The organism is Streptomyces sp. NPDC005752, from assembly GCF_040630715.1.
Classification (GTDB): domain Bacteria; phylum Actinomycetota; class Actinomycetes; order Streptomycetales; family Streptomycetaceae; genus Streptomyces.
In genome coordinates, this window is sequence record NZ_JBEXYB010000036.1 from 54,480 (window position 1) to 81,453 (window position 26,974).

The following is a 26,974-nucleotide window of genomic DNA, read 5'->3' on the forward strand; positions in this document are numbered from 1 at the left end:
CCGGGCGCCTCTTCCGTCAGGATGTTCGGAACGCATAAACATTCTGGAGGGGACAGCGCCATGAGCTACAACCAGCCGGGTCCGTACGGCGGGCAGCCGCCGCAGGGACAGCCCGGCCCGTACGGGCAGCAGCCCGGTCCGTACGGCCAGCAGCCGGGTCCCTACGGCGGTCCGCCGCCGGAGGGACCGCCGCAGGGCGGGCCCGGCTACGGATACCCGCAGCAGGCGCCGCAGGGCGTCCCGCCGCAGCAGCAGCCCCCGCAGGGCTACGGCTACCCGCAGGGCCAGCAGCCGGGTCCGTACGCCCAGCAGCCGCCCACTCCCCCGTACGGCGGCCAGCAGCCCTACGGCGGGCAGGTCCCGCCGCCCCCGGGCGCCCCGAAGAAGAAGACGGGACTGATCATCGGCGTGGGTGTGGTGGCGCTGGCCGTCGTCGCGGGAGGGATCTACTTCCTCACCTCGGGCGGTGGCGGTGGCGGTGGCGCCGTCGCCGACTCCACCAAGGGGTACAAGCTCACGCCTGCGGCCTCGGTGGAGGAATACAAGAGGGCCACTCCGGCGAAGTCGACCGCCCTGACGGGCACGACGAAGACCCAGGCCGAGGCCTTGGGGGTCGACAACGCGAACCGGGTGAACTCCTCGTACCTGAGCGGTGACGCCCAGGAGGTGTCGAAGGCGCTCGGGTTCACGGGCTACTGGGGCGAGGTGAGCGATCCCTCGAAGACCGTCGACCTCGCTCTCAGCGACCCCAAGCAGACAGGACAGGGCGAGGGCTTCGCCTACGTCGGTGACGCCGAGGCCGTCGAGCCCGAAGGCTTCGAAGGTGCGCTGATGAAGTGCCGGACCGCCAAGGCTGCCAACAAGGCTGCCGACGGTACGCCGGAGAACGGGCCCGCGGAGATCGTCACACCGGTCTGCGTGTGGGCCGACCACAGCACACTGGCCATCGTCGTGGGCGCCGACCGTGGCGCGATGTTGGCCGACAAGTCCATGCCGCAGGACGAGTTGGCCGCCCTCGCGGCCAAGCTGTACGACACCTCACGCACCAAGATCTGACCCCGCACACGTCGAAGGGGCGCCCGGCCGGTGGCCGGGCGCCCCTTCGACGTGTGTGCCGCCCGCCGCTACGCGGACTTCTCGTGGCGGCCGCCGTCGTTGTTGCCGATCGTGCGCGGCTCGCGCGGGACCAGCGTCGGGTTGACGTTGTTGCGGACCACGTCCGGGGTGATGACGACGCGGGCGACGTCCTTGCGGGACGGCACCTCGTACATCACGGACTGGAGGACCTCTTCCATGATGGCGCGCAGACCGCGCGCGCCCGTCTGGCGGAGGATCGCCTGGTCGGCGATGGCCTCAAGGGCCTCGCGCTCGAAGTCCAGCTCCACACCGTCGAGTTCGAACAGGCGCTGGTACTGCTTCACCAGTGCGTTGCGCGGCTCGATCAGGATCTGGAGCAGTGCCTCGCGGTCCAGGTTGTGGACCGAGGTCAGCACCGGGAGACGGCCGATGAACTCGGGGATCATCCCGAACTTCACCAGGTCCTCCGGCATGACCTCCTGGAACTGGTCGCTCGCCTGGATCTCCAGCTTGGAGCGGATCGTCGCGCCGAAGCCGATGCCCTTGGCGCCGGCCCGCGACTCGATGATCTTCTCCAGGCCCGAGAAGGCGCCGCCCACGATGAACAGGACGTTCGTCGTGTCGATCTGGATGAACTCCTGGTGCGGGTGCTTCCGGCCGCCCTGCGGCGGTACGGAGGCTGTGGTGCCCTCCAGGATCTTCAGCAGGGCCTGCTGGACGCCCTCGCCGGAGACATCGCGGGTGATCGACGGGTTCTCGCTCTTGCGGGCGACCTTGTCGATCTCGTCGATGTAGATGATCCCGGTCTCGGCCTTCTTGACGTCGTAGTCGGCGGCCTGGATCAGCTTCAGCAGGATGTTCTCGACGTCCTCGCCGACATAGCCGGCCTCCGTCAGCGCCGTCGCGTCCGCGATGGCGAACGGGACGTTGAGCATGCGGGCCAGCGTCTGCGCGAGGAGCGTCTTGCCGGAGCCCGTGGGGCCCAGCAGCAGGATGTTCGACTTGGCGAGCTCGATCGCGTCGTCGCGATTCGATCCGCCGCCGTTCTCACCGGCCTGGACCCGCTTGTAGTGGTTGTACACAGCGACCGAGAGGGCCTTCTTCGCGGGCTCCTGCCCGACGACGTACCCCTCGAGGAACTCGTAGATCTCGCGCGGCTTGGGGAGCTCCTCCCACCGCACCTCGGAGGTCTCGGCGAGCTCCTCCTCGATGATCTCGTTGCAGAGATCGATGCACTCGTCGCAGATGTACACACCGGGTCCCGCGATGAGCTTCTTCACCTGCTTCTGGCTCTTTCCGCAGAACGAGCACTTGAGCAAGTCGCCGCCATCACCGATGCGTGCCACGAGGTGCTTCCCCTTCGCCTGGGAGCAGCCTGGTTCAGCGGCTCCTGGTGCCTCTATCCGACGGTACCTTGCCTGGCCCCCCGTTCGGGCCCCCCTTGGCACGGTTCACACGGCCGCGGCCGTGCTTCTGGAATGTGCCAAGGGGAAAGACCGACGTCAGACGGACGCGCCGGCTGTGGTCTTACGGGTGGAGACAATCTGGTCCACAAGACCGTACGCGAGTGCGTCGTCGGCGGTAAGGATCTTGTCGCGCTCGATGTCCTCGCTGATCTTCTCCAGCGGGGTGGTGGAGTGCTTGGCCAGCATCTCCTCGAGCTGGGTGCGCATGCGCAGGATCTCGTTCGCCGCGATCTCCAGGTCGGAGAGCTGCTCACGGCCCGTCTGCGAGGACGGCTGGTGGATCAGGACACGGGCGTGCGGGAGCGCCATGCGCTTGCCCGGGGTGCCCGCGGCCAGCAGGACGGCGGCGGCGGAGGCGGCCTGGCCCATGCAGACAGTCTGGATGTCCGGCTTCACGAACTGCATCGTGTCGTAGATCGCGGTGAGCGCGGTGAACGAGCCGCCAGGGCTGTTGATGTAGATCGAGATGTCACGGTCCGGGTCCATCGACTCCAGGCACAGCAGCTGCGCCATGACGTCGTTGGCCGAGGCGTCGTCGATCTGGACGCCGAGGAAGATCACGCGCTCCTCGAAGAGCTTCGCGTACGGGTCGTACTCACGCACACCCTGCGAGGTGCGCTCCACGAAGCGCGGGACGACGTAGCGGTTGTCCACCTGCGGGCCGGTGTAGAGGCCGCTCGCGGAGGCGCCGGAGAAGTTGTTCATGTGGGTGTTCACCATCCTGGTGGCGTATCTGTGGGCTGGAGGTCTCGGCGTACGAGAAGGTGCGGGGTGGTGCACGCCCGGATCAGGCGCCGGTGCCGCCGCCGCCCGGGATGCCCGACGCGACCGAGATGATCTCGTCGATGAGGCCGTAGTCCTTGGCCTCCTCGGCGGTGTACCAGCGGTCGCGGTCGCCGTCGCGGATGATCGTCTCCACGGTCTGGCCGGAGTGGTGGGCGGTGATCTCCGCCATCCGCGTCTTCGTACGGAGCAGGTACTGCGCCTGGATCTTGATGTCCGATGCGGTACCGCCGATGCCGGCCGAACCCTGGTGCATCAGGATGTCGGTGTTCGGGAGCGCGAAGCGCTTGCCCGCAGTGCCACCGGTGAGCAGGAACTGGCCCATCGAGGCCGCCATGCCCATACCGATGGTGACCACGTCGTTCGGGATGTACTGCATGGTGTCGTAGACCGCCATGCCTGCCGTCACCGAGCCGCCGGGGCTGTTGATGTAGAGGTAGATGTCCTTGTCGGGTTCCGCGGCAAGGAGCAGAAGCTGTGCGGTGATCTTGTTGGCGATGTCATCGTCGACCTGCTGACCGAGGAAGATGATGCGCTCGCCGAGCAGTCGGCTGTAGACCTGGTCACCGAGGCCTCCACCGAGGGACGGCTCTCCGGCGGCGTAGGGCATCAGATTCGTCACGTATCCACCTGCTCGTCTCTGACGGCTCCGGCCGTCTCAGCGTCTTCGTACCGGGTGGGCCGGGACTACCCGACCCTTCCTCTTCATGGACCCTAACGCGCAGGTGGGACAACGCCATCCCGGTTCCCCAACTGTTCGCTGGGAGCGCAAGGTGAGCAGTCCGCACAAGGGTTCCCGGGGATGCCGCCGGGGCGCGGGCCGATACGACGGCGGGCCCCGGACGTGATTCGTCCGGGGCCCGCCGTGCGGATCAGATCAGCGATCGGAACGGGGCTCAGGCCTCGTTCTTCTCGTCCTTCTTCTCGTCGGCTGCCTCGGTGTCACCCTCGGCGGCCTCGACCGTCTCGGCGGTCTCCTCCGCTGCCTCTTCGTCGTCCTCGAGGTCGACGACCTCACCGTTGGTGTCGACGACCTTGGCGGCCTCGACGACGACGGCGAGCGCCTTGCCGCGGGCGACCTCGCCGACGAGCATCGGCACCTGGCCGCCTTCGACGACGGCCTGGGCGAACTGGTCGGGGCTCATGCCGGAGGACTGCGCACGCCGCATGAGGTGCTCGGTGAGCTCCTCCTGGTTGACGTTCAGCTTCTCCTTGTTGACGAGCTCGTCAAGGATGAACTGGGTCTTGATGCCCTTGACGGCCTGCTCGGAGGTCTCGTTCTCGAACTCCTCCAGGGTCTTGCCCTGGATCTCGAGGTACTTCTCCAGGTCGAGACCCATCTGACCGAGCTGGTGGTGCTCGAGGTTGTGCTTGCGGGTCTGGACCTCGTCCGCGAGAAGCTTCTCGGGGATCGGGACCTCGGCCAGCTTCAGCAGCTCCTCGAGGACACGCTCCTGGGCCTGGGTGGCCTGGTCGTACTGCTTGGTGTTCTCGAGGCGCTTGCGGCTGTCCTCGCGAAGCTCGGCGAGCGTGTCGAACTCACTCGCCATCTGCGCGAAGTCGTCGTCCAGCTCGGGCAGTTCGCGGGAGGCGACGGCGGTGACCTTGACGGTGACCTCCGCTTCCTTGCCCTCGGCGGAGCCGCCCTTCAGCTCGGAGGTGAAGGTGGCCTCGCCACCGGCCTCCAGACCGGTCACGGCCTCGTCGATGCCCTCGAGGAGCTCGCCGGAACCGATGGTGTACGAGACACCGGCGGCCACGCCGTCCTCGAGGACCTCTCCGTCGACCTTGGCCTCCAGGTCGATCGTCACGACGTCGCCCTCGGCGGCGGCGCGCTCGACCGGGTTGGCCGAGGCGAAGCGCTCACGGAGCTGCTCCACGGCCTTGTCGATTTCCTCGTCGGTGACTTCGAGTGCGTCCACGGTGACCTCGATGCCGGAGTAGTCCGGGATCTCGATCTCGGGACGGACATCCACCTCGGCGGTGAAGGCCAGCAGTTCGCCGTCCTTGAGCTCGGTGATGTCAACCTCGGGCTGGCCCAGAACGTTGAGCTCACCCTCGTTGACAGCCTCGGTGTAGAACTTCGGAAGGGCGTCGTTGACGGCCTCCTCCAGCACAGCACCACGGCCGAACCGCTGGTCGATGACGCGGTTCGGGATCTTGCCCTTACGGAAGCCCTTCACCGTGACCTGCTGGTTGATCTTCTTGTACGCCGCGTCGAGGCTGTCCTTGAGCTCCTCGAAGGGCACCTCGATGCTGAGCCGAACCCGGGTCGGGTTCAGGGTCTCCACGGCGCTCTTCACGGTTCGGTCTCCTTGGTGGCTGACTTCTTGGGGTTCTGCTGGGCCGCCGAGAGGCGGCTTCGCGGATCGAGCCCGGTACATCAGACACACGGGCACGCAATTTGCATAGTAACGGCAAGGAGGAGGACTCCCACAATGCGATCTTGCTGGTGGTCGGGGTGGCCGGATTCGAACCGACGACCTTCCGCTCCCAAAGCGGACGCGCTACCAAGCTGCGCCACACCCCGTCGGTGCGACACGAAGGGTACATGCACGGGGGCGCCGCGTCGGCCGCTTTGCCCGCGTCGCCACCGGCGCCGACCCGGGGGCACGCCACCTCGGGTGTGCGCGCACCTCTCCCGACCCGCTACGATGCTTCCCGTACCGCGGTCCACCGGACTCGCGGCGCGGTGCTTGCGGGCGTAGCTCAATGGTAGAGCCCTAGTCTTCCAAACTAGCTACGCGGGTTCGATTCCCGTCGCCCGCTCCAACGACTCGGGGCCGGGTCGGAGGTTCTCCCTCCGACCCGGCCCCGAGTCATGTGCGCGGCCCGCGACCGGGCTGCGCGGCGATCATTCGCCGCCCTGGGCCGACGCCGCGCGCACGGCCTTCGCCGTGGCCGCCGGGGCGCACCCCTCGGGAACGACCTCGATCAGGATCAGGGCGCTCTCGCCGTGGCGCGAGCGCGGGGGCGCGATCTCCCGGTGGGCCGGCGAGTCCCACGAGGCCCTCGCCTTCTCGACGCCGGGGAAGCCGATGTCACCTTCCGGGTAGTCAGACCGCACCCGGGGCCCCGTCCGCAGTCCGTGCCGAAGGCCCGGCCGGCGGTCGCACGCCAGGCCGGGCTCCAGGATGCGTGACCTCAGAAGCTGATCTGGTTGATCGTGTCGGCTATCGAGTTCATGAATCTGTTGATCGACGGCGCCATGCCGGTCGACGCCAGGAAGAAGCCGAAGAGCACGGCGACGACCGCCGGCCCGCCCTTGATGGATCCGCCGCGGATCAGCACCACCAGGACGATCCCCAGCATCAGCACCACAGACAGTGAAATGGCCACGACTGATCACACCCTTGGTCGGTCCGCCTTGCCGGCCCGGTGGCATGCGGCCGGCACACCTCCGTCGTGACCATCGTGCCACCAACTCCCCTGCGACTGCTGCCGGGTGATGGAGAGGTACGGAGAGGGGCGGCCGGATCGCGCCATCCTCGCGCCCGCGTGCGCCTGGTCGCCTTCCGGTGCGCACGCCGCAGCCGGGGGGCAGCGCGGGGCGGTGCGGGAAAGCTGTGTGCCCGCTGTGTGCAGGGCAGTTCGAATATCGGCCACTGTGATCGTTTCCATATCCCCACAGTTCGTCCACAGCGATTCGGCCGGAGTTCGTGCGACGAAATGCACTTCCCCCAATCGGCCGACGATATGCCCCATTTAAGTGGTATGAATCATCATGTAACGGTCGGTTGTCGGTGGTTTTACTTTCGAATGACCGGGAACACGCGTTACCTCTTGTGGGTTTTACGCATACCGATTGACGGGTCTAAGGTGCATGAGATGTCAAAAGCTCCGAGCGAATTTCAGCGGGCCCCGATCACCCCGGAGAGCCGGGAGTCGGAGCCGAGACACCAGCAGACCCTGACGGCCCCGCAGGTCCGCCCGCCCGCCCCCGAGGCCACTCCGGCCCGCGACGGGGCGCCCGCACCGGCGAAGCGTCGTGACGCGTACTTCGACAACGTGAAGTACCTCGCGATCGTACTCGTCGCCGTGGCGCACGCGTGGGAGCCGGTGATGGACGGGAGCCGCACGGCACGAGCGCTGTACATGGTCGTGTACACGTTCCACATGCCGGCTTTCATCCTGGTCTCCGGCTACTTCTCCCGGTCTTTCGACATGAGCTCGCCCAAGGTGAAGCGCCTCGTCACCAGCGTCGTGGTGCCCTATGTGCTCTTCGAGACGGCGTACTCGCTCTTCAAGCGGTACGCCGGCGGCGTGGAGGACACCTCCATCACCCTTCTCGATCCGTTCTTCCTCACCTGGTTCCTTATCGCCCTGTTCATCTGGCGCGTCACCACACCGATCTGGCAGTCCCTCCGTCACCCGCTCCCCGTCGCGCTCGCCATCGCCGTGCTCGCCTCGGTGACGCCGGGCATCGGTGACGACCTGGACCTGCAGCGCGTCTGCCAGCTCCTGCCGTTCTTCGTACTCGGCCTGCTGATGAAGCCCGAGCACTTCCAGCTGGTCAGGCGCCGCGAGGTGCGACTGCTGTCCCTCCCGCTGTTCGCCGGGGCCCTGGTCTTCGCCTACTGGCTCGCACCGCGCATGCGGCTCGGCTGGTTCTACCGCAGCAACAGCGCCCAGGAGATGGACGCCCCCTGGTGGTCGGGCGCCGTGATGACCCTCGGGATGTTCGGTTGCGCGATGCTGCTCACGATCGCCTTCCTCGCCTGGGTGCCGCGCCGTCACATGTGGTTCACGGCCCTGGGTGCCGGGACGATCTGCGGCTACCTGCTGCACGGCTTCCTGGTGAAGGGCGCCGACTACTACGACCTGTTCGACCGCTACGAGTGGCTCTCGGGCCCCGCGGGACTGGTCGTCGTCTCCCTTGTCGCCGCCGCCGCGGTGACCCTGCTGTGCACACCACCGGTCCGGCGCGTGCTGCGGTTCGCCACCGAGCCGGACATGAACTGGGCATTCCGCCGGAGCACCGTCAAGCGCTGAGCCTGTCCGGATCGACCCCCCGCCCGTGGGGCCGGTCCTGGCTGCGTGTCAGTCCGTCACGGGGTTGGCTTGATCCCGTCGTTCGACGGCCCCTTCCGCCCCGTCGAGCCCCAACAGGCCCCGTACCTGCGCATATTTCTCGGTCAGCCGGGTACGGGTCGCCGGCTCGAGTACCGCGAGCCGGTCCGGGTCCGCGTTGTGCGCCAGATCCGACTCCTTGATCAGCAGCGCTCCGGGCGTGGCGAGAATCCTCCCGGTGTACGTGAAGAGGTCCTCGCCGTCCCGCTTGGTGACGGCGAGGACCATTTCCTTTACCCGCCGGGACAGCGGTGCCTCGTCCAGCCACTGCCGGGACAGCGCACCGTCCTCGATCGCGTCGTGCAGCCATGCGGCTGCCGTCTGCTCCTCGTCACCGCCGCGGATCCGTACGCCCTCGGCCACCGCGGCCAGATGCTCGGCGTACGGGCGGCCTGCCTTGTCGGTCTGTCCGCGATGGGCTTCGCGGGCGATGAACTCCACCTGGGACAGGGGTAGATGCGGGGTCGGCATGGGCCGACTGTACGCCGGGGAGCACGTCACTTCACAGGGTCCACACACGCAGTCCGAATCGTTCGGTAAACTAATTACTGACGATTCCTTGACGCGCCCTTGACCGACAGAAGGAGACAGGCTCATCGGACACGCAGACACGCTCATCGCCATGGGGGGTGCTTTCCTCGCCGCCGCCGTCCTCGCCCGCGTGGGCGGCCGCATCGGACTGCCGACCATCCCCTTGTTCATCCTCGCCGGGATCCTCCTCGGCCCGCACACCCCCGGGGTCGTCCTCCTCGACGACCCGCACGACCTGGAGATGCTCTCCGCGCTCGGTCTCGTACTGCTGCTCTTCTACCTCGGCCTCGAATTCCATCTGGACGACCTGAAGACCGGCGGGCGCAAGATGGCGCTCGCCGGTGGCACCTATCTCGTCCTGAACGTCGGCGCGGGGCTCGGATTCGGCTTCGCGCTCGGCTGGGGCACCTCGGAAGCCCTGGTGCTCGCGGGTGTGCTCGGCATCTCGTCGTCGGCCATCGTCACGAAGGTCCTGGTGGACCTCGGCCGGATCGGGAATCCGGAGACGCGGCCGATCCTCGGCATCATCGTCGTCGAGGACGTCTTCCTCGCTCTCTATCTGGCCGCGCTGCAGCCGATCCTGTCCGGTGCCGACAGCCTCGGCGCGGCCGTCGTCGACGGCGGCAAGGCCTTCGGCTTCCTGCTGCTGCTCGCCCTGGCGGCCCGGTTCGGTACGAAGCTCATCGGCAAGCTGATGAACACGAAGGACGACGAGCTCCTCGTCATCTCCTTCCTCGGCGTCGCCGTCTTCGTGGCCGGGGTCTCGGAGTGGTTCGGGGTCGCCGACGCGATCGGCGCGTTCATGGTCGGCCTGATGCTGGGCAGCACCACCTCGGGCCCCCGCATCCTGAAGCTGGTGCATCCCCTGCGGGACGCGTTCGGCGCGATCTTCTTCTTCGCCTTCGGGCTGTCCATCAACCCCGGCGACCTGCCCAGCGTGCTGTGGCCGGTGCTGGCGGCGGTCGCGGTGACCGTCCTGATGAACGTCTTCGCCGGGATGGCCACGGCCAAGATCTACAGCTTCGGCCCGAAGGCCACAGCGAACGTCTCCACCACCCTGCTGGCGCGCGGCGAGTTCGCGCTGATCCTCGCCACGATGGCTGCGGGGGCGGGCCTGGACGAGCGGCTGTCCCCGTTCATCGCCGGGTACGTGCTCCTGCTCGCGGTCCTCTCCCCGCTGGCGGCCGGCCGCTCGCACTGGCTCGCCCGGATCCTGCCGGGTGGACGTGCGCGGGACCGGGAGACCGAGAAAGAGGCGGTACCGGTCTGAGACGCGGACGACCCGGGTGCGGGGGACTGCGTCCACGCACCCGGGATGACGCGCCCCGGACGCCGTGTCCGGTGTCCGACCGGGCAGTCGCAACCCCGGACCGGGAGTGACTTCTCGTTCGGGTGATGACTGAGGGGTTCAGGTTGACGCCCGAACCGTTTGAGCCGTTTTCGTACGGTTCAGCCTCGACGGGACAGCAACAGCAGTGCGCGGTCGTCGTTGACGTCCTTGGCGCAGGCCTCGATCAGATGCCAGGCCGCGCCCTCGAAGCCGGTCGCGACGTAGCGGTCGGCCTCGCCGGTCAGCCGGTCGATGCCCTCGGCGATGTCCCGGTCCGACGCCTCCACCAGACCGTCGGTGAAGAGCATCAGGACGTCGCCGGGTGCCAGTGAGCCCTTCACCGCGTCGAACTCCGCTCCGTCGTAGACCCCGAGCAGGGGGCCCTCGGCGGCCATCTCCTCCCACCGACCGCTGCCTGAGTGCAGCTGGAGCGCGGGGGGATGACCTGCCGAGAGGAGTTCGTAGTCGCCGGAGTCCAGGTCCAGGACGAGATGGATCGAGGTGGCGAAGCCCTCGTCCCAGTCTTGGCGCAGCAGATAGCCGTTGGCCGCGGGGAGGAAGCCGTGCGGCGGCAGGGAGCCCAGGAGTCCGCCGAAGGCGCCGGACAGCAGCAGGGCGCGGGAACCCGCGTCCATGCCCTTGCCCGAGACATCGGTGAGCACGACTTCCAGGGTGCGTCCGCCGTTGGTCCGGGCGGCGACGACGAAGTCGCCGGAGAATGACTGGCCGCCCGCCGGGCGCAGCGCCATCTCGCGGTGCCATCCGTCAGGCAGCCGGGGCAGGGCGCTCTGGACCCGGATCCGCTCGCGCAGGTCGAAGAGCATCGTGCCGCCGCGTCGCCACGGCACTCCGACCCGGGCCCGGAACTGGGCGAGGACCAGGCCGAAGAAGCCGCAGGCCGCGACGACCAGGACGGTTCCCGGTGTGACCCGGGCAGGCCCCTCGGCGTAGGGGCCGAGGGCGATCGACTCCACGATCAGGGCGGCGGCCGCGGTCGCGTACAGACTCAGCAGGCTGGCCGGTCTCAGCAGCAGACCGCCCGCGACGATCGGCAGCGCCAGGGCGGTCGGTGAGGACCAGACCGGGTTCAGCAGCGTGGTGCAGGTGATCACCGGAATGACGATCAGCAGACCGGCCAGGGCTATCCAGTCGGAGCCGTCGCCGCGGAAGTAGTCGACGCCGGACCTGCGCAGCGCGATGCGCGCCCGGTGGGCCGATCTTCGCCACCGGGCGGGGTAGGTGTCTGCTCCTCTGCGACGGGCCATTGTCGGGACCTTATCCACCCGGCGGCCTCCGGTGCAGGGGGACCCGGTGTCAATGTGTTCGAAACCAGGTCGCCCCGGGCGGCGCGGCCCTGATAAGCAGGGCCCATGGAAACGGATTTGCACGTATTGTCGGCCGCGGAATGGGATTCCTGGCTCGGCTGTATCGAGTTGGCGTTCGGCGGCGTCCCCGTCTCCCCGGAGACCCGCGAGATGTACGCCGCGCTGGCCGAGCCGGGGCGGGCGCTGGGGCACTGGGACGGTGCCGAATGCGTGGGGACGGCCGGTGCGTACAGCTTCCGGATGACCGTTCCCGGCGGGGCCGCGGTGCCGGCCGCGGGCGTCACGATGGTGAGCGTCGCCTCGACGCACCGCAGGCAGGGGCTGCTGACGTCGATGATGCGGCGCCAGCTGGACGACGTCCGCTCCTGGGGTGAACCGCTCGCCGTGCTGACGGCTTCGGAGCCCGGCATCTACGGCCGCTTCGGCTACGGAGCGGCGACGGAGGAGACGAGCCTGCGGATCGACAGCTCCCGGGTCCGCCTCGCCCTGCCGCCGGGCACGGAGGGGGTGCGGATGCGCCGGTCGTCCCCCAAGGAGGCGCTCGACGCCTGCGAGGCCGTGTACGCGCGCGTGGCGCCGGCCCGGCCCGGCACCCCGGTGCGGCAGCCCGGCTGGGAGCGGGTACCAGTGAACGACCCGGAGAGCGCCCGGAGCGGCGGCTCGCCGCTCCAGTGCGTCCTCGCGGAGCGGGACGGTGAGGTCACGGGGTACGTCACGTTCCATCTGCGGCCCGGTTGGAACGGTGCCGTGCCCGAGGGAACGGTGGCGGTGCGCGACCTGGCGGCACTGGATCCCGCCTCGTACGCGGCGCTGTGGCGCTTCCTGTTCGGGATCGACCTGACCTCGGTGGTCGAGTGCCACAACCGGCCGGCGGACGACGCGGTGCTCCGGCTGGTCTCCGACGTACGGCGCTGCGAGGTCCGCGTCAGGGACGGGCTGTACGTACGGCTGGTCGAGCTGGGCGCGGCGCTGGAGGCCCGGAGCTACCGGGCTCCGGCGGACGTGGTGCTGGAGGTGGAGGACGGTTTCTGCCCGTGGAACGCGGGTCGTTGGCGTCTGACCGTCGACGCGAAGGGCTCGGCCACCTGCCGGCGGACGGACGACGAGCCGGAACTGGCTCTGTCCGTGGCCGAGTTGGGGTCCGCCTTTCTGGGCGGGGTGTCGCTGACCGCGCTGGCGGCGGCGGGACTGGTGCGGGAACTGCGGGCGGGCGCGCTGGACGAGGCATCCCTGACGTTCTCCACGGACGTCCGGCCGTGGTGCCCGCACGGCTTCTGAGGCTGTCCGGACAGCACCCGGGACTGCCCTCAGCGGCCGGGGACGGACGGTTGGCAGCCTGGGCACCAGAAGAGGTTGCGCGCCGCCAGGTCCGCCGTGCGCACCTCGGTGCCGCAGATGTGGCAGCCCTGCCGGGCCCGGCGGTAGACGTACACCTCGCCGCCGTGGTCGTCGACCCGCGGGGGCCTGCCCATCGCCTCGGGCAGGTGCTCGGGGCGGACGGTGTCGATGCGGTTGTTCCGGACGCCCTCGCGCATCAGGACGCGGAGGTCGGCCCAGATGGCGTCCCACTCGCCCCGGGTGAGGTCCCTGCCTGGGCGGTACGGGTCGATGCCGTGTCGGAAGAGGACCTCGGCGCGGTAGACGTTGCCGACACCCGCGACGATCTTCTGGTCCATCAGCAGGGCGGCGACCGTGACGCGGCTGCGGGAGATCCGCTGCCAGGCCCGCTCACCGTCCTCGCCGGAGCGCAGCGGGTCCGGACCGAGCCTGTCGTGTACCGCCCGTTTCTCGGGGCCCGTGATCAGGGCGCAGGTGGTGGGGCCACGCAGGTCCGCGTGGTGGGCGTCGTTGAGCAGGCGCAGCCGGACCGTGTCGGTGGGCGGCGGCGCAGGGGCCGTTCCGAAGCCGAGCTTGCCGAAGAGGCCGAGGTGGACATGGACCCATACCTCCCCCTCGAAGCCCAGGAAGAGGTGCTTCCCGTGGGCGTCGACCCCGGTGAAGGTGCGCCCGTCCAGCAGGGACGCGCTGTCGGAGAACTTGCCCTGGGGGCTGCTCACCCGCACCGGGCCGCCCGTGAACCGCTCGTGGTGGTCGGCGGCGAGGCGGTGGATCGTATGCCCCTCGGGCACGGTGTGTCTCCTGGTAACGCGCTTGTGCCGCCGGGTGTGGCCCGGCGGCACAAGGAAGGCGGGTGCGGGACGTTCAGCCCTGCTGCGGGTGGTGGGCCGGGACCGGGGGAAGCTCTCCGGTGCTCTCGTACGCCGAGAGCATCTCGATGCGGCGGGTGTGGCGCTCCTCACCCGAGTAGGGAGTGGCCAGGAAGATCTCGACGAACCTGGTGGACTCCTCCACCGTGTGCATCCGGCCGCCGATGGCCACCACGTTGGCGTCGTTGTGTTCACGGCCGAGCGCGGCGGTCTGCTCGCTCCAGGCGAGCGCGGCGCGGACGCCCTTGACCTTGTTCGCGGCGATCTGCTCGCCGTTTCCGGAGCCGCCGATGACGATGCCGAGGGCGTCCTTGTCGGCCGCCGTCCGCTCGGCGGCACGGAGGCAGAACGGCGGGTAGTCGTCCTGGGCGTCGTAGATGTGGGGACCGCAGTCGACGGCCTCGTGGCCGTGGGCTGTGAGCCACTCGACGAGGTGGTTCTTCAGTTCGAAGCCGGCATGGTCGGAGCCGAGGTACACGCGCATGATGCGAAGTGTGGCACGGACGGGGCGGGGTAATGGTCAGCGGGGTCAGGACCCACCGGGCCCTCCCCCAGGTCCGGTTCGGGTCCGGTGCCTGTGTGCAAAGCCACTCGGGCAACGATCGGGTCAAGGAACCGGATGAAGGGGTTCCGTTTTCTGCGCCGGTCGGGCTTGAATGCGTGGCCTTGTCTTCGCACCACCCCCGCCGAGGCAACACCGACACGCGTGATCAGAAAACGTAAGGATTCGATCCATGACGTCGCAGACGACTCTGGCCGGACCGGGCCGACAGCCCGGCGAGCCGGGTAAGCCGGACTCCCCGGACGGACTTCAGGCCGGTCTCAAGAACCGTCATCTCTCGATGATCGCCATCGGCGGCGTGATCGGAGCGGGCCTCTTCGTCGGATCCGGCGCCGGTATCGCCGCCGCCGGACCGGCCATCCTCCTGTCGTACGCGCTGGTCGGCCTGATGGTCGTCTTCGTCATGCGGATGCTCGGCGAGATGGCCGTCGCCCGGCCGAGCTCCGGTTCCTTCTCCGCCTACGCCGACCAGGCCCTGGGCCGCTGGGCCGGTTTCTCCATCGGCTGGCTGTACTGGTTCTTCTGGGTCGTGGTGCTCGCCGTCGAGGCCACGGCGGGTGCCAAGATCCTGGAGGGCTGGATTCCCGGCGTACCGCAGTGGGCGTGGGCCCTGATCGTGATGGTGGTCCTGACGGCGACCAACCTCGTCTCCGTCGGCTCGTACGGCGAGTTCGAGTTCTGGTTCGCCGGGATCAAGGTCGTGGCGATCGGCGCGTTCGTCGTCGTCGGGCTGCTCGCCGTCTTCGGCGTCCTGCCCGGTTCGGACAACGCGGGGTCGGGCCTCGCCCACCTCACGGACACCGGCGGCTTCTTCCCCGAAGGACCGGGGGCCATCCTCACGGGTGTGCTGATGGTCGTGTTCTCCTTCATGGGCAGCGAGATCGTGACGCTGGCGGCCGGTGAGTCCGAGGACCCGCAGCGCGCCGTCTCCAAGGCCACCAACAGCGTGATCTGGCGTATCGCCATCTTCTACCTGGGCTCGATCTTCGTCGTCCTGACCCTGCTGCCGTGGAACGACCCGTCGATCGTCGAGGACGGCTCGTACGTCGCGGCACTCAACGTCATCGGTATCCCGCACGCCGGCCAGGTCATGGACGTCATCGTGCTGACCGCCGTCCTGTCCTGTCTGAACTCCGGCCTCTACACGGCCTCGCGCATGGCCTTCTCGCTGGGACAGCGCGGGGACGCCCCCAAGGCGTTCACCATGGTGAACAAGCGGGGCGTGCCGCAGGCGGCGATCCTCTCGTCCGTCGTGTTCGGCTTCGTCGCCGTGTTCTTCAACTACCAGTGGCCCGACACGGTGTTCGCGTTCCTGCTGAACTCCTCCGGCGCGGTCGCCCTGTTCGTGTGGCTGGTGATCTGTTTCACCCAGCTGCGGATGCGCGGCATCATCCTGCGCGAGTCGCCCGAGAAGCTCCTCGTCCGGATGTGGCTCTTCCCGTACCTGACGTGGGCGACGATCGCGATGATCTCCTTCGTCCTCGTCTACATGCTGACCGACGACGCCGGGCGCGAGCAGGTGCTGCTCTCGCTGCTGGTGGCCGCCCTGGTCGTGGGGATCTCGCTGGTGCGCGACGCGCGCGGCCGGAAGGCGAAGGCGGCGGCACCGGCCGAGTGATCGGTACGCATGCCTGACGCGGATGCCAGGTGTACCGGGAAGGCGCTCCCTCCGCCCGCGATGCCGCGGGCGGAGGGAGCGCCTTCTACGTGACCGCATCACGCGGGGGACCGCACCGCCTCCACGGTCCCGGGCGTGCGAAAGGCCCGCCGGTGCGCTGTCGTGCCTACGGCCGGCGAGCCTTTTCCGTGATGTCTCGGCGTCAGCCGCGACGCCCGGCGAGCTTCCAGGAGGCGGGCAGCGCGCCCATGGCCAGCGCGGCCTTGAGGGCGTCGCCGATCAGGAACGGCACCAGGCCGGCCGCCACGGCTGCGCTCAGCGACATGCCGGTGGAGAGCGCCAGGTACGGCACGCCGACCGCGTAGATGATGAGGGAGCCGACCGCCATCGTGCCCGCGGTGCGCAGGACGGACCGGTCGCCGCCCCGGCGTGCCAGACCGCCGACGACGGTGGCGGCGAGCAGCATGCCGAGGACGTAGCCGAACGACGCGCCGCCCGGGCCGGAGGTGCCCTCGGAGAACCAGGGCATCCCGGCCATGCCGACGAGCGCGTACAGAGCGAGGGAGAGGAAGCCGCGGCGGGCCCCCAGCGCGGTGCCGATGAGCAGCGCGGCGAAGGTCTGGCCGGTGACGGGGACCGGGGAACCCGGGACGGGCACGGCGATCTGGGCCGCGATGCCGGTGAGGACGGCGCCGCCGACGACCAGCGCCGTGTCCACGGCGTAACGGTGCCGGGCTGCGGGCAGCAGGTCGGCGAGGACCGCTCCGGAACGGACGGGGGCGGCAGCAGTACTCATCGGGACTCCGCGGGTGAGGTCGGCAGGGACGGACTGAGGGTGACGTTAGCCGACGCCATATCGCTCGATCACCATCAGCGGCCCACAAAGCGGCGGTTGAGGAGTTTATTGGGTTCGAACAAAGAGCGTTGCGCAATCACTCATCGACGTGATGCTGGTCACTGAGGTGGGGGTGCGGGCAGCCCTCCGTTCGGGAGTGGGCGATATCCCGTGAGACTGTAGGTTCCCCATAAATGATCCGAGAGTGATCCGCAGCTCATGCACGACGCGCCCCCCACGCACTCCCCTGTTCCGTCCGAGCCCCTGGCCCACGGTCTGAAGCAGCGCCACCTGACGATGCTCGGCCTCGGCGGGGTGATCGGTGCCGGTCTCTTCGTCGGTTCGGGCGCCGGGATCGCGGTCGCCGGGCCCGCCGTGGTCGTCTCGTACCTGATCGCGGGCGCGCTCGCGATGCTGGTGATGCGGATGCTCGGCGAGATGTCGGCGGCGATGCCCGCGTCCGGGTCCTTCTCCGTCCACGCGGAGCGCGCGCTCGGCCGCTGGGCCGGCTTCAGCGTGGGCTGGCTCTACTGGTTCATGCTGGTGGTGGTGCTCGCCGTGGAGGCGACGGCCGCGGCGCAGATCGCCCACGCCTGGGTGCCCGCGGTGGACCAGTGGCTCTGGGTGCTGCTGTTCATGGTGGTGTTCACCGTGGCCAACCTGACGGCCGTCAAGAACTTCGGCGAGTTCGAGTTCTGGTTCGCCGCGCTGAAGGTGGCCGCGATCGTCGTCTTCCTGGCCCTCGGCCTGCTGGCCGTCTTCGGCGTTCTCCCGGACACCGATCCGGTGGGCCTGACGAACCTCACCGGCCAGGGCGGCTTCCTGCCGCACGGCTGGGACGGCGTGGTCTCCGGTGTCCTCACCGTCGTGTTCGCCTTCGGTGGGCTGGAGGTCGTGACGATCGCGGCGGCGGAGACGGACGATCCGGCCCGCGCCGTCGGGCGGGCGGTGCGCAGCGCGGTCGTGCGCATCCTCTTCTTCTACGTCGGCTCGATGCTGGTCATCGTGACCGTGCTGCCGTGGACCGCCCAGCAGGCCGGGCTCAGCCCGTACGTGAAGGTCCTGGATTCGATCGGCGTGCCGTCGGCCGGGCAGATCATGAACATCGTGGTGTTCGTCGCGCTGCTGTCGGCACTCAACGCCAACCTGTACGGCTCGTCCCGGATGATCTTCTCGCTGGCCGAGCGCGGCGAGGCTCCGCGGGGACTGCTGAAGGTCTCGGGCGGACAGGGCGGCGGGGGCGGGGTGCCCCGTCGGGCGGTGCTGGCCTCGGTGGCCTTCGGTTTCGTCTCCGTACTGCTCAACCTCCGGTGGCCCGACACCGTGTTCCTCTACATGCTCAACTCGGTCGGCGCGGTCCTGCTGTTCGTCTGGGGGCTGATCGCCGCCTCGCAACTGCGGCTGCGGGGCCGGCTGGAGCGGGAGGCACCGGGCGCCCTGGCGCTGCGGATGTGGTGCTTCCCCTATCTGACCTGGGTCACCCTGGCCGGGCTGCTGGCCGTCCTGCTGCTGATGCTCACCGACGACGTGGCCCGTCCCCAGGTGCTGTGGTCGGCGGGTGCCACGGGCCTGGTGCTGCTCGTCGCGTTCGTACGGGAGCCGCGCGCACGGCCGTAGGCGGGTGAGCACCTTGTGTGAGCCTGGTGACCGTATAGCGGACAGCTGTTCCTCATGGGCGGGGACCGTAGCCAGACTGTGGGCTGCCCCCGTCCCGACCAGTGAACAGAGCCCGTCCATGTCCCGGACCTCCGCGCCGCCCCCCACGGACGCCGCCGCCCCCGGCGCCGACTCCGCGCTCACCCACGGACTCAAGCAGCGCCACCTGTCGATGATCGCCCTGGGTGGTGTGATCGGGGCCGGGCTGTTCGTCGGCTCCGGTGCCGGCATCGCCGCGGCCGGCCCCTCGATCGTCGTCGCGTACGGCATCTCCGGGCTGCTGGTCATGTTCGTGATGCGGATGCTCGGCGAGATGTCGGCCGCCAACCCCGCGTCCGGCTCCTTCTCCGTCCACGCGGAACGGGCGATCGGGCCGTGGGCGGGCTTCACGGCCGGGTGGTCGTTCTGGGTGCTGCTCTGCGTCGCCGTCGGGCTGGAGGGCATCGGCGCCGCGCAGATCGTCACCGGCTGGCTGCCCGGTACGCCGGAGTGGGCCTGGGTGGCCCTCTTCATGGTGGTCTTCCTCGGCACGAATCTCACCGCCGTGAAGAACTTCGGTGAGTTCGAGTTCTGGTTCGCCGCACTCAAGGTCATCGCGATCGCGCTCTTCCTGGTGCTGGGCATCCTCGCGATCCTGGGCGTGCTGCCCGGCACGGACTCCCCCGGTACCTCGAACCTCACCGGGGACGGCGGCTTCCTGCCTAACGGCTCCGAAGGCCTGATCATCGGCCTGCTCGCCTCCGTCTTCGCGTACGGCGGTCTGGAGACCGTCACCATCGCTGCCGCCGAGTCCGAGAACCCCGTGCAGGGAGTCGCCAAGGCGGTACGTACGGCGATGTGGCGCATCGCGGTCTTCTACATCGGCTCGATGGCGGTCATCGTGACCCTCGTGCCGTGGGACGACCCCCAGGTCGCCGAGGTCGGACCGTTCTACGCGATGCTCGACCACCTCGGCATCAGCGGTGCCGCGGAGATCATGAACGTGGTCATCCTGGTCGCCCTGCTCTCCGCGATGAACGCGAACATCTACGGCTCCTCACGCATGGCGCGTTCCCTCGTGGCCCGCGGCCAGGGCCCGAAGGTGCTCGGCAAGATCTCCTCGGGCGTCCCGCGCAACGCCGTGCTCGCCTCCTCGGCCTTCGGCTTCCTGTGTGTGCTGCTCAGCTACTGGCGCCCCGACGACGTCTTCCCGTGGCTGCTCAACATGATCGGCGCGGTCATCCTGGTCGTCTGGATCTTCATCGCCGTCTCCCAGCTGATCCTGCGCAAGCGGACGGAGCGCGAGGCCCCGGACCGGCTCGTCGTCCGGATGTGGTTCTTCCCGGTCCTGACGATCGTGGCGCTGGTCGCCATGGTCGGCATCTTCGTCCTGATGCTGCGCCAGCCCGATACGCGCGACCAGTTGCTGGCGACAGGGGCGCTGACCGCACTGCTGATCGTGATCGGCGTGGTGCGGCAGAAGCGGGCGGAGCGCGGCACACCGGCCGATAACTGAGTGCATGAGGCACGGTCCTTCTGCGAGGGTGCCCTCATGAGTCCCCTCCCCGCAGATCCGACCGTGCTGCACCCGATGCCCGGCCAGCCGCGGGTGGTGCAGCTCCAGCCCCTGGTCACGTCCCCGCTGATCGAGGTCGGCGCGTACTCGTACTACGACGACCCCGACGACGCCACGGCGTTCGAGACCCGCAACGTGCTGTACCACTACGGTCCCGAGAAGCTCGTCATCGGCCGTTTCTGCGCACTGGGGACCGGGGTGCGGTTCATCATGAACGGCGCCAACCACCGCATGGACGGCCCCTCCACGTTCCCGTTCCCCACCCTGGGCGGCTCCTGGGCCGACCACTTCGACCTGTTGACCGGGCTGCCCGGCCGGGGTGACACGGTGGTCGGCCACGACGTGTGGTTCGGCTACCGGGTGACGGTGATGCCGGGCGTACGGATCGGGAACGGCGCGATCATCGCCGCCGGCTCCGTCGTCACGTCCGACGTGCCCGACTACGGCATCGTCGGCGGCAACCCGGCGAAGCTGCTCCGCACCCGCTACGACGGTGCGGACGTCGCCCGGCTCCTGGCCGTCGCCTGGTGGGACTGGCCCGCCGAGCACATCACCGAGCACATCCGCACCATCATGTCCGGGAGCGTCGACGACCTGGAGGCGGCCGCTCCTCAGCCGGGCTGAGCACCGAACACGATCCTGAGCAGAGGCAGTTCACGCCCGGGGACGGAGCCCGACGGGGTGGCCCCGATCCGGACCGCGCCCATCGCCGTGTAGAACGGCTCGGCGTTCGGGTCGGCGTCGATCGTGAGCGCCTCGAAGCCGAGCCGGCCGGCCTGCGCCATGGTGTGCTCGAACAGGATCCGGCCGACGCCGCGGCCGATGGCGTCCGGCTCGACGAACATCATGCCGAGTGCGCCCTCGGGCGGCTCCCCGGACAGGGTCGCGAAGCCGAGGACGCGGCCGTCCCCCTCCGCGACCGCCGTACGCCCGCCCTCCGTATCGCCTTCGCGGACGGTCAGTTCGTCGACGCAGGCGGCCAGGAACGCCTCGTCGTATCCCCAGTGGGCCTTGGACCGCAGGGCCAGCGCGGTCAACGCCGCGGCCTCGTCGGGCCGTCCCGGTCGTAGCTCCAGGTCCTGCCGTGGCTTCACGCCGCGCCTCCTCGGTCGTCTGCCGGAACCGTACCCATGGCCGTACACGAGGTGGCAAGGTGCTGTCCGCCCTGACGTGATCCCGCGTGGCTTCGCTGGTTGCCCCGCGCCTACCGAGGAGACCGCATGTCCTTACCGCATCCGCGACGCCGCTCGATCCTGCTGGCCACAGCGGCCGTCTCCGCCACCGCGGCGGTTCCCGCCGCGGCCGCCGCCGAACAGCACGGCGGCGCGAGGGGGCCGCTCGTCATCGGCCACCGGGGCGCCGCCGGGTGGCGGCCCGAGCACACGGCTGCCGCCTATACCTTCGCGGTGCGGGCCGGGGCCGACTGGATCGAGCCCGACCTGGTCCCGACCAGGGACCACGTCCTGGTGGTGCGCCACGAGAACGAGATCTCCGGCACCACGGATGTGGCCGGGCACCCGGAGTTCGCCGGCCGCCGCACCACGAAGACGGTGGACGGCCGTGCCGTCACCGGCTGGTTCACGGAGGACTTCACCCTCGCCGAGCTGAGGACGCTGCGGGCGGTGGAGCGGCTCCCCCTGGTCCGCAACCGCAACACCGTCTTCGACGGCCGCGAGCAGATCATGACCTTCCAGGAGGTCGTCGACCTGGCCCGCGCCCTCTCGAAGGAGCACGGCCGCAGGATCGCGGTCTTCCCGGAGACGAAGCACCCGACGTACTTCCGCTCGGTCGGCCTGCCCCTGGAACCGGAGCTCATCAGGCTCGTCCGCCGCAACCGGCTGACCGCCCGGGACTGCGTCGTCCAGTCCTTCGAGCCGTCGTCCCTTCGCGAGGTGGCGGCGGCGCGCCTCGGTCTCCCGCTGTGGCAGGCGTTGGGGACGAGTGGCGGTCCGTACGGCCACCCGGTGACGTACAAGGAGATGATGACGCCCGCGGGGCTGCGCGAGATCGCCTCGTACGCCGAGTGGACAGGCCCGGACAAGTCGTCCCTGGTCCCCCCGTCGACCCTGCTGGACGACGCCCACGCGGCGGGACTGAAGGTCGGGGCGTACACCTTCCGCGCCGAGAACCAGTACCTCCCGGCCGAGTACCGGAAGGGCACCGCGCCGAACGACTTCGGTGACGCGTTCGCCGAATACGCCTTCCACTACGGCAGGGGCGTGGACGCCGTCGTGACGGACTTCCCCGACCTCGCGGCGATCGCACGGGACGGCCACCGGTCCTAGGGCGAACGGCTGATCACCTTCGGGCCCTCCTCCTGCTAGCCTGCAATTGCGAATAGCTTGCAATAACCACCAGGTAGCAGTTGGAGGGTTCGAACCCATGGCCACGTACACGCTTCCGGAACTCCCGTACGACTACGCGGCGCTCGAACCGGTCATCAACCCGCAGATCGTCGAGCTCCACCACGACAAGCACCACGCCGCGTACGTCAAGGGTGCGAACGACACCCTGGAGCAGCTGGAAGAGGCCCGCGACAAGGGGGCCTGGGGCGCGATCAACGGCCTCCAGAAGAACCTCGCGTTCCATCTCTCCGGCCACATCCTGCACTCGATCTACTGGCACAACATGACCGGTGACGGCGGCGGCGAGCCCCTCGCGGCGGACGGCGTGGGCGACCTGGCGGACGCGATCACCGAGTCCTTCGGCTCGTACGCCGGCTTCAAGTCCCAGCTGACGAAGGCCGCGGCGACCACGCAGGGCTCCGGCTGGGGCGTCCTCGCGTACGAGCCGGTCAGCGGCAGGCTGATCGTCGAGCAGGTCTACGACCACCAGGGCAACGTCGGACAGGGCTCGGTCCCGATCCTGGTCTTCGACGCCTGGGAGCACGCCTTCTACCTGCAGTACAAGAACCAGAAGGTGGACTTCATCGAGGCGATGTGGCGCGTCGTCAACTGGCAGGACGTGGCGAAGCGCTACGCCGCCGCCAAGGAGCGCGCGGACGTGCTGCTGCTCGCTCCCTGAGGGGAGACCCCTGACGTCCTGCCTCGTGATCGTCTTCTCAACCTTCACCCGGCAGGCGGATGAACGGAGAACCCCCGCGAGGACATGACTCGCGGGGGTTCTCCCATGGGAGCGGGACGTGGGCAGGCGCCGGAACCACGCCCCGGCGCCTGCGACGCGTGCGCGGCGACCCGCCGCGCACCGGCGGCCGGTGCGAGACTGGCAGGGTGACGGACAGCGAACGGCGGACGGAACGGCGCCTGGAACGGGCCATCCTGGATCTGCTGGAGAAACGCGGACCGGCTGCGACGATCTGCCCCTCCGACGCCGCGCGGGCGGTACACGAAGGGGACGACGACGGCTGGCGGGCGCTCATGGAGCCGGCCCGCGGCGCGGCACGGCGGCTGGTCGCCACCGGCGAGGTGGAGATCACCCAGGGTGGTCACGTCGTCGACCCGGCGAAGGCGCGCGGTCCGATCCGTATCCGCCGCACCCGCTGACACGCCCGGCGCGGGCCGGTGTTCCCGAGCCCGCACCGGCCGGACCCGGTCAGTCGAAGACGGGTCCCTGCGTGCGGGTCCGCTTGATCTCGTAGAAGCCGGGGACCGAGGCCACCAGCAGCGTGCCGTCCCAGAGCTTCGCGGCCTCCTCGCCCTTCGGGGCGGGGGTGACGACCGGGCCGAAGAAGGCGATCTGCCCGCCGTCGGCGCCGGGCACCGCGATGACCGGGGTGCCGACGTCCTGGCCTACCTTTTCGATGCCCTCCTGGTGGGAGGCGCGCAGCTCCTTGTCGTAGGCGTCGGAGTCCGCGTACTCCAGCAGATCCGCCGGGAGGCCGACGTCCGCCAGCGCACCCGCGATCGCCTCGCGGGTGGGGCCCTCGCCCTTGTTGTGGAAGCGGGTCCCCATGGCCGTGTACAACGGGCCGACGATCTCGTCCCCGTGCTTCTCCCGGGCCGCGACGACGACACGGACCGGCGCCCACGCCTGGGTGCGCATCATGTCCTGGTACTCCTCGGGCAGCTCGTCGAGCCGGGGCTCGTTGAGGACGGCCAGGCTCATCACGTGCCAGCGGACCTCCACGTCGCGGACCTTCTCCACCTCCAGCATCCAGCGGGAGGTCATCCAGGCCCAGGGGCAGAGCGGGTCGAACCAGAAATCGGCCGGGATCCTGCTGCCGGCCGTGCTGTTCTCGGGCATGTCTCTCCTCATGAGGTCGGTCTGCACCTGGCGTCAGAACACCGCGGGGCGCGCCCGCCATTCCCGTGCGGGGGCCCGGACCGCCGCATGCGACCATCAAAGTTGTTCGAATGAGACACGAAGGAGTGTTCCGTGCCTGGTGAAAACCTGTCCCGCGACGAGGCCCGTGAGAGGGCCGAGCTGCTGACCGTCGACGGTTACGAGGTCGCCCTCGACCTGCGTTCCGCCGTCGGTGATCCCGGCGGGGGCGACGAGGCCGGTCCGCGCACCTTCCGCTCGCAGACCACGATCCGCTTCCGTGCCGCCCGGGCGGGGGCCTCGACCTTCGCCGATCTGGTGGCCCCGTCCGTGAGCGCCGTGACGCTGAACGGCGAGGACCTGGACCCCTCGGCCGTCTTCGACGGCACACGGATCGCGCTGGACGGCCTCGCCGACGGCGAGAACGTCCTCGTGGTCGACGCGCAGTGCGCCTACAGCCGGACCGGCGAGGGCATGCACCGTTTCGTCGACCCGGAGGACGGCGAGGTCTACCTCTACACCCAGTACGAACCGGCCGACGCCCGGCGCGTCTACGCCAACTTCGAGCAGCCCGACCTCAAGGCGCCCTACCGCTTCGAGGTGACGGCGCCGGAGGGCTGGCGGGTCTGGAGCAACGGCGCGGAGGAGTCCCAGGAAGGCGAGGTCCACCGGTTCGCGGAGACGCTGCCGATCTCGACGTACATCACGGTGGTCGTCGCGGGCCCGTACCACTACGTGAGCGACGCCTACACCCGCACGTTCGACGACGGTACGAAGCTGGAGATCCCGCTCGGCGCGATGTGCCGCAAGGGGCTCGCACGCCACTTCGACGCGGACGACGTCTTCCGGATCACCAAGCAGGGCCTGGACTTCTTCCACGACCACTTCGACTACCCGTACCCCTTCGGGAAGTACGACCAGGCGTTCGTGCCCGAGTACAACCTCGGAGCGATGGAGAACCCGGGCCTCGTCACCTTCCGCGAGGAGTACATCTACCGCGGCAAGGTCACCTCGGCCTCCTACGAGCGCCGCGCCAACGTCATCCTGCACGAGATGGCGCACATGTGGTTCGGCGACCTGGTCACCATGCAGTGGTGGGACGACCTGTGGCTGAAGGAGTCCTTCGCCGACTTCATGGGGACCTTCTCGATGGTGGAGGCGACCCGCTTCACCAACGGCTGGATCACCTTCGCCAACAACCGCAAGGCCTGGGCCTACCGCGCCGACCAGCTGCCGTCCACGCACCCCATCACGGCGGACATCCGTGACCTGGAGGACGCCAAGCTGAACTTCGACGGCATCACGTACGCCAAGGGCGCCTCGGTGCTCAAGCAGTTGGTGGCGTACGTGGGCCGGGACGCGTTCCTGGAGGGCGCGCGCCGCTACTTCAAGCAGCACGCCTTCGGCAACACGCGGCTGGGAGACCTGCTCTCGGTGCTGGCCGAGACGTCCGGGCGCGACATGACGGCCTGGTCGCGCGCGTGGCTGCAGACGGCGGGGGTCAACGTCCTGACGCCGGTCGTGACGTACGACGGCGAGGGCCGGATCGCGGAGCTCGCCGTGACCCAGGAGGCCGCGGCCTCCCATCCGGAGCTGCGGCCGCACCGCGTCGCGGTGGGCCTGTACCGGCTCTCCCCGGAGGGCGGGCTGGTGCGGTACGCCCGCGCCGAGACCGACGTCGCCGGCCCGCGCACCGTGGTCAAGGAGCTGGCCGGTGCCGAGAAGCCCGACCTGGTCCTGGTCAACGACGACGACCTCACCTACTGCAAGGTCCGCTTCGACGAGGTGTCCCTGGCCACCCTGCGCGAGCACCTCGGTGACATCACCGACCCGCTTACGCGGGCGATGTGCTGGTCCGCGCTGTGGAACCTGACGCGGGACGCGGTTCTGCCGGCCCGGGAGTTCGTGTCCCTGGTGCTGTCCTTCGCCGGCGGGGAGTCGGACATCGGCGTCCTGCAGATGCTGCACGCCTGGGCCATGTCGGCTCTGACGCACTACGCCGCGCCGGCCTGGCGCGAGGAGGGTGGCCGGGCGCTGGCGGAGGGCGCGCTGGCCGAGCTGCGGCGCGCCGAGCCGGGCAGTCAGCACCAGCTGACGTGGGCCCGGTTCTTCGCCGCGGCCGCCGCGTCGGACGCGGACTTCCAGCTGCTGGGCGGGCTGCTCGACGGTTCGGCCGTGATCGACGGTCTGGACGTCGACCAGGAGCTGCGGTGGGCGTTCCTCGCCCCGCTGGTCGCGCACGGCAAGGCCGGTGAGGCGGACGTGGACGCCGAACTCTCCCGGGACGACACGGCGTCCGGCAAGCGGCACCACGTACGGTGCCTGGCCGCACGCCCCTCGGCGGCGGTCAAGGCACAGGCGTGGGCGACGGTCGTGGAGTCGGACAAGCTGTCCAACGCGCTCGTCGAGGCGACGATCGCCGGCTTCGGACAGCCCTCCCAGCGGGAGCTGCTGGCCCCGTACACGGCGTCGTACTTCGAGGCGATCGAGCGGGTGTGGGCCGAGCGCTCCATCCAGATCGGCATGGACGTGGTCAAGGGGCTGTTCCCCGGGCTGCAGGACGACCCCGCGACCCTGAGCGCGACGGACGCGTGGCTGGCCTCGCACCCGGACGCGGCACCGGCGCTCCGGCGGCTCGTCCTGGAGGCCCGGGACGATCTGGCCCGGGTGCTGAGGGGCCAGGAACGCGACACGGGCGCGTGAGCACCCGGCGCGCGCCCCGCACGTGCGTGCGGGGC

The 26,974-nt window shown here is 69.5% G+C and carries 24 protein-coding genes, 2 tRNA genes and 1 pseudogene; 13 read left to right on the forward strand and 14 right to left on the reverse strand.

Features of this window, described 5'->3' with window-relative positions:
* Nucleotides 1-60: 60 nt before the first annotated feature.
* Nucleotides 61-1,056, forward strand: a complete 996-nt coding sequence (locus ABZ441_RS26675; RefSeq protein WP_358978639.1) for a hypothetical protein — start codon at nucleotides 61-63, stop codon at nucleotides 1,054-1,056.
* Between the two features lie 68 nt (nucleotides 1,057-1,124).
* On the opposite strand, the gene clpX is transcribed toward ABZ441_RS26675, so the two are convergent.
* The 5 genes from clpX to ABZ441_RS26700 form a co-directional block, all read right to left on the reverse strand.
* A complete protein-coding gene (gene clpX / locus ABZ441_RS26680) occupies nucleotides 1,125-2,423 on the reverse strand; it encodes an ATP-dependent Clp protease ATP-binding subunit ClpX (protein WP_205020326.1) in 1,299 nt (432 codons plus the stop codon).
* Nucleotides 2,424-2,579: 156 nt separating this feature from the next.
* Entirely contained in the window at nucleotides 2,580-3,263 is a 684-nt protein-coding gene (locus ABZ441_RS26685; protein ID WP_031091966.1) for an ATP-dependent Clp protease proteolytic subunit, read from the reverse strand.
* 67 nt (nucleotides 3,264-3,330) lie between these two features.
* Nucleotides 3,331-3,936 (reverse strand): ATP-dependent Clp protease proteolytic subunit, encoded by a 606-nt coding sequence (locus tag ABZ441_RS26690; protein WP_031091967.1) that lies wholly within the window; start codon nucleotides 3,934-3,936, stop codon nucleotides 3,331-3,333.
* A gap of 286 nt (nucleotides 3,937-4,222) precedes the next feature.
* On the reverse strand, nucleotides 4,223-5,629 hold the full coding sequence (tig, locus tag ABZ441_RS26695) for a trigger factor (RefSeq protein ID WP_358978642.1): 1,407 nt from the start codon (nucleotides 5,627-5,629) through the stop codon (nucleotides 4,223-4,225).
* A gap of 150 nt (nucleotides 5,630-5,779) precedes the next feature.
* Nucleotides 5,780-5,856: transfer RNA gene (locus tag ABZ441_RS26700), tRNA-Pro, on the reverse strand.
* Between the two features lie 168 nt (nucleotides 5,857-6,024).
* On the opposite strand from ABZ441_RS26700, the gene ABZ441_RS26705 reads away from it, so the two are divergent.
* A tRNA-Gly gene (locus ABZ441_RS26705) sits at nucleotides 6,025-6,098 on the forward strand.
* An 82-nt stretch (nucleotides 6,099-6,180) separates the two neighbouring features.
* Here ABZ441_RS26705 and ABZ441_RS26710 read toward each other — a convergent pair.
* Nucleotides 6,181-6,366 (reverse strand): annotated as a pseudogene (locus tag ABZ441_RS26710) (DUF1330 domain-containing protein); the annotation flags it as partial.
* A 104-nt stretch (nucleotides 6,367-6,470) separates the two neighbouring features.
* Complete coding sequence (locus tag ABZ441_RS26715; protein WP_124276493.1) at nucleotides 6,471-6,665, reverse strand: hypothetical protein; 195 nt, start codon at nucleotides 6,663-6,665, stop codon at nucleotides 6,471-6,473.
* Between the two features lie 489 nt (nucleotides 6,666-7,154).
* Here ABZ441_RS26715 and ABZ441_RS26720 point away from each other — a divergent pair, with 489 nt between their 5' ends.
* Entirely contained in the window at nucleotides 7,155-8,318 is a 1,164-nt protein-coding gene (locus ABZ441_RS26720) for an acyltransferase family protein (RefSeq protein ID WP_358978644.1), read from the forward strand.
* A gap of 48 nt (nucleotides 8,319-8,366) precedes the next feature.
* On the opposite strand, the gene ABZ441_RS26725 is transcribed toward ABZ441_RS26720, so the two are convergent.
* The gene (locus ABZ441_RS26725) at nucleotides 8,367-8,867 is read right to left on the reverse strand and encodes an HD domain-containing protein (protein WP_358978646.1); all 501 of its coding nucleotides are present in this window, start codon (nucleotides 8,865-8,867) and stop codon (nucleotides 8,367-8,369) included.
* Between the two features lie 151 nt (nucleotides 8,868-9,018).
* Between ABZ441_RS26725 and ABZ441_RS26730 the strand changes: the two genes are divergently transcribed.
* Nucleotides 9,019-10,197 (forward strand): cation:proton antiporter, encoded by a 1,179-nt coding sequence (locus ABZ441_RS26730; RefSeq protein ID WP_358978648.1) that lies wholly within the window; start codon nucleotides 9,019-9,021, stop codon nucleotides 10,195-10,197.
* 179 nt (nucleotides 10,198-10,376) lie between these two features.
* Here the strand turns inward: ABZ441_RS26730 and ABZ441_RS26735 are convergent, their stop codons facing one another.
* A complete protein-coding gene (locus tag ABZ441_RS26735; protein WP_358978650.1) occupies nucleotides 10,377-11,522 on the reverse strand; it encodes a PP2C family protein-serine/threonine phosphatase in 1,146 nt (381 codons plus the stop codon).
* A 105-nt stretch (nucleotides 11,523-11,627) separates the two neighbouring features.
* On the opposite strand from ABZ441_RS26735, the gene ABZ441_RS26740 reads away from it, so the two are divergent.
* Nucleotides 11,628-12,860: a GNAT family N-acetyltransferase gene (locus ABZ441_RS26740; RefSeq protein WP_358978652.1), complete on the forward strand. Its 1,233-nt coding sequence runs from the start codon at nucleotides 11,628-11,630 to the stop codon at nucleotides 12,858-12,860.
* A gap of 29 nt (nucleotides 12,861-12,889) precedes the next feature.
* Here ABZ441_RS26740 and ABZ441_RS26745 read toward each other — a convergent pair whose 3' ends face one another.
* Nucleotides 12,890-13,711, reverse strand: coding sequence for a DNA-formamidopyrimidine glycosylase family protein (locus ABZ441_RS26745; RefSeq protein ID WP_358978654.1), 822 nt, complete (start codon nucleotides 13,709-13,711; stop codon nucleotides 12,890-12,892).
* A gap of 73 nt (nucleotides 13,712-13,784) precedes the next feature.
* Nucleotides 13,785-14,273: a ribose-5-phosphate isomerase gene (locus ABZ441_RS26750; protein ID WP_358978656.1), complete on the reverse strand. Its 489-nt coding sequence runs from the start codon at nucleotides 14,271-14,273 to the stop codon at nucleotides 13,785-13,787.
* 250 nt (nucleotides 14,274-14,523) lie between these two features.
* On the opposite strand from ABZ441_RS26750, the gene ABZ441_RS26755 reads away from it, so the two are divergent.
* Entirely contained in the window at nucleotides 14,524-15,969 is a 1,446-nt protein-coding gene (locus tag ABZ441_RS26755; protein WP_358978658.1) for an amino acid permease, read from the forward strand.
* Nucleotides 15,970-16,171: 202 nt separating this feature from the next.
* On the opposite strand, the gene ABZ441_RS26760 is transcribed toward ABZ441_RS26755, so the two are convergent.
* Nucleotides 16,172-16,765: a biotin transporter BioY gene (locus ABZ441_RS26760; RefSeq protein WP_358978660.1), complete on the reverse strand. Its 594-nt coding sequence runs from the start codon at nucleotides 16,763-16,765 to the stop codon at nucleotides 16,172-16,174.
* 258 nt (nucleotides 16,766-17,023) lie between these two features.
* Between ABZ441_RS26760 and ABZ441_RS26765 the strand changes: the two genes are divergently transcribed.
* The 3 genes from ABZ441_RS26765 to ABZ441_RS26775 all read left to right on the forward strand — a co-directional run bounded on the left by ABZ441_RS26765 (nucleotide 17,024) and on the right by ABZ441_RS26775 (nucleotide 20,639).
* Nucleotides 17,024-18,421, forward strand: coding sequence for an amino acid permease (locus ABZ441_RS26765; protein WP_358978662.1), 1,398 nt, complete (start codon nucleotides 17,024-17,026; stop codon nucleotides 18,419-18,421).
* A gap of 118 nt (nucleotides 18,422-18,539) precedes the next feature.
* Nucleotides 18,540-19,955, forward strand: coding sequence for an amino acid permease (locus ABZ441_RS26770; RefSeq protein ID WP_358978664.1), 1,416 nt, complete (start codon nucleotides 18,540-18,542; stop codon nucleotides 19,953-19,955).
* Between the two features lie 36 nt (nucleotides 19,956-19,991).
* On the forward strand, nucleotides 19,992-20,639 hold the full coding sequence (locus ABZ441_RS26775) for a CatB-related O-acetyltransferase (protein WP_358978666.1): 648 nt from the start codon (nucleotides 19,992-19,994) through the stop codon (nucleotides 20,637-20,639).
* Here the strand turns inward: ABZ441_RS26775 and ABZ441_RS26780 are convergent.
* Complete coding sequence (locus tag ABZ441_RS26780; RefSeq protein ID WP_358978668.1) at nucleotides 20,627-21,157, reverse strand: GNAT family N-acetyltransferase; 531 nt, start codon at nucleotides 21,155-21,157, stop codon at nucleotides 20,627-20,629. The genes ABZ441_RS26775 and ABZ441_RS26780 overlap by 13 nt on opposite strands.
* 78 nt (nucleotides 21,158-21,235) lie before the next feature.
* Between ABZ441_RS26780 and ABZ441_RS26785 the strand changes: the two genes are divergently transcribed.
* The 3 genes from ABZ441_RS26785 (at nucleotide 21,236) to ABZ441_RS26795 (ending at nucleotide 23,518) form a co-directional block, all read left to right on the forward strand.
* Complete coding sequence (locus ABZ441_RS26785) at nucleotides 21,236-22,300, forward strand: glycerophosphodiester phosphodiesterase family protein (protein ID WP_358978670.1); 1,065 nt, start codon at nucleotides 21,236-21,238, stop codon at nucleotides 22,298-22,300.
* Between the two features lie 97 nt (nucleotides 22,301-22,397).
* A complete protein-coding gene (locus ABZ441_RS26790; RefSeq protein WP_358978672.1) occupies nucleotides 22,398-23,039 on the forward strand; it encodes a superoxide dismutase in 642 nt (213 codons plus the stop codon).
* A gap of 206 nt (nucleotides 23,040-23,245) precedes the next feature.
* Nucleotides 23,246-23,518, forward strand: a complete 273-nt coding sequence (locus ABZ441_RS26795) for a DUF3253 domain-containing protein (protein WP_358978674.1) — start codon at nucleotides 23,246-23,248, stop codon at nucleotides 23,516-23,518.
* A 49-nt stretch (nucleotides 23,519-23,567) separates the two neighbouring features.
* On the opposite strand, the gene ABZ441_RS26800 is transcribed toward ABZ441_RS26795, so the two are convergent.
* The gene (locus ABZ441_RS26800) at nucleotides 23,568-24,218 is read right to left on the reverse strand and encodes a DsbA family protein (RefSeq protein WP_358978677.1); all 651 of its coding nucleotides are present in this window, start codon (nucleotides 24,216-24,218) and stop codon (nucleotides 23,568-23,570) included.
* A 132-nt stretch (nucleotides 24,219-24,350) separates the two neighbouring features.
* Between ABZ441_RS26800 and pepN the strand changes: the two genes are divergently transcribed.
* A complete protein-coding gene (gene pepN, locus ABZ441_RS26805; protein WP_358978679.1) occupies nucleotides 24,351-26,939 on the forward strand; it encodes an aminopeptidase N in 2,589 nt (862 codons plus the stop codon).
* Nucleotides 26,940-26,974: the final 35 nt, after the last annotated feature.

Coding starts and splice junctions, on each gene's coding strand:
- ABZ441_RS26800 (WP_358978677.1), bottom strand. CDS start 24,218: ATGCCCGAGAACAGCACGGCCGGCAGCAGGATCCCGGCCGATTTCTGG.
- ABZ441_RS26720 (WP_358978644.1), top strand. CDS start 7,155: ATGTCAAAAGCTCCGAGCGAATTTCAGCGGGCCCCGATCACCCCGGAG.
- ABZ441_RS26725 (WP_358978646.1), bottom strand. CDS start 8,867: ATGCCGACCCCGCATCTACCCCTGTCCCAGGTGGAGTTCATCGCCCGC.
- ABZ441_RS26790 (WP_358978672.1), top strand. CDS start 22,398: ATGGCCACGTACACGCTTCCGGAACTCCCGTACGACTACGCGGCGCTC.
- ABZ441_RS26750 (WP_358978656.1), bottom strand. CDS start 14,273: ATGCGCGTGTACCTCGGCTCCGACCATGCCGGCTTCGAACTGAAGAAC.
- ABZ441_RS26775 (WP_358978666.1), top strand. CDS start 19,992: ATGAGTCCCCTCCCCGCAGATCCGACCGTGCTGCACCCGATGCCCGGC.
- ABZ441_RS26685 (WP_031091966.1), bottom strand. CDS start 3,263: ATGGTGAACACCCACATGAACAACTTCTCCGGCGCCTCCGCGAGCGGC.
- ABZ441_RS26675 (WP_358978639.1), top strand. CDS start 61: ATGAGCTACAACCAGCCGGGTCCGTACGGCGGGCAGCCGCCGCAGGGA.
- ABZ441_RS26765 (WP_358978662.1), top strand. CDS start 17,024: ATGCACGACGCGCCCCCCACGCACTCCCCTGTTCCGTCCGAGCCCCTG.
- ABZ441_RS26740 (WP_358978652.1), top strand. CDS start 11,628: ATGGAAACGGATTTGCACGTATTGTCGGCCGCGGAATGGGATTCCTGG.
- ABZ441_RS26770 (WP_358978664.1), top strand. CDS start 18,540: ATGTCCCGGACCTCCGCGCCGCCCCCCACGGACGCCGCCGCCCCCGGC.
- ABZ441_RS26735 (WP_358978650.1), bottom strand. CDS start 11,522: ATGGCCCGTCGCAGAGGAGCAGACACCTACCCCGCCCGGTGGCGAAGA.
- ABZ441_RS26690 (WP_031091967.1), bottom strand. CDS start 3,936: ATGCCCTACGCCGCCGGAGAGCCGTCCCTCGGTGGAGGCCTCGGTGAC.
- ABZ441_RS26785 (WP_358978670.1), top strand. CDS start 21,236: ATGTCCTTACCGCATCCGCGACGCCGCTCGATCCTGCTGGCCACAGCG.
- ABZ441_RS26730 (WP_358978648.1), top strand. CDS start 9,019: ATGGGGGGTGCTTTCCTCGCCGCCGCCGTCCTCGCCCGCGTGGGCGGC.
- ABZ441_RS26760 (WP_358978660.1), bottom strand. CDS start 16,765: ATGAGTACTGCTGCCGCCCCCGTCCGTTCCGGAGCGGTCCTCGCCGAC.
- ABZ441_RS26755 (WP_358978658.1), top strand. CDS start 14,524: ATGACGTCGCAGACGACTCTGGCCGGACCGGGCCGACAGCCCGGCGAG.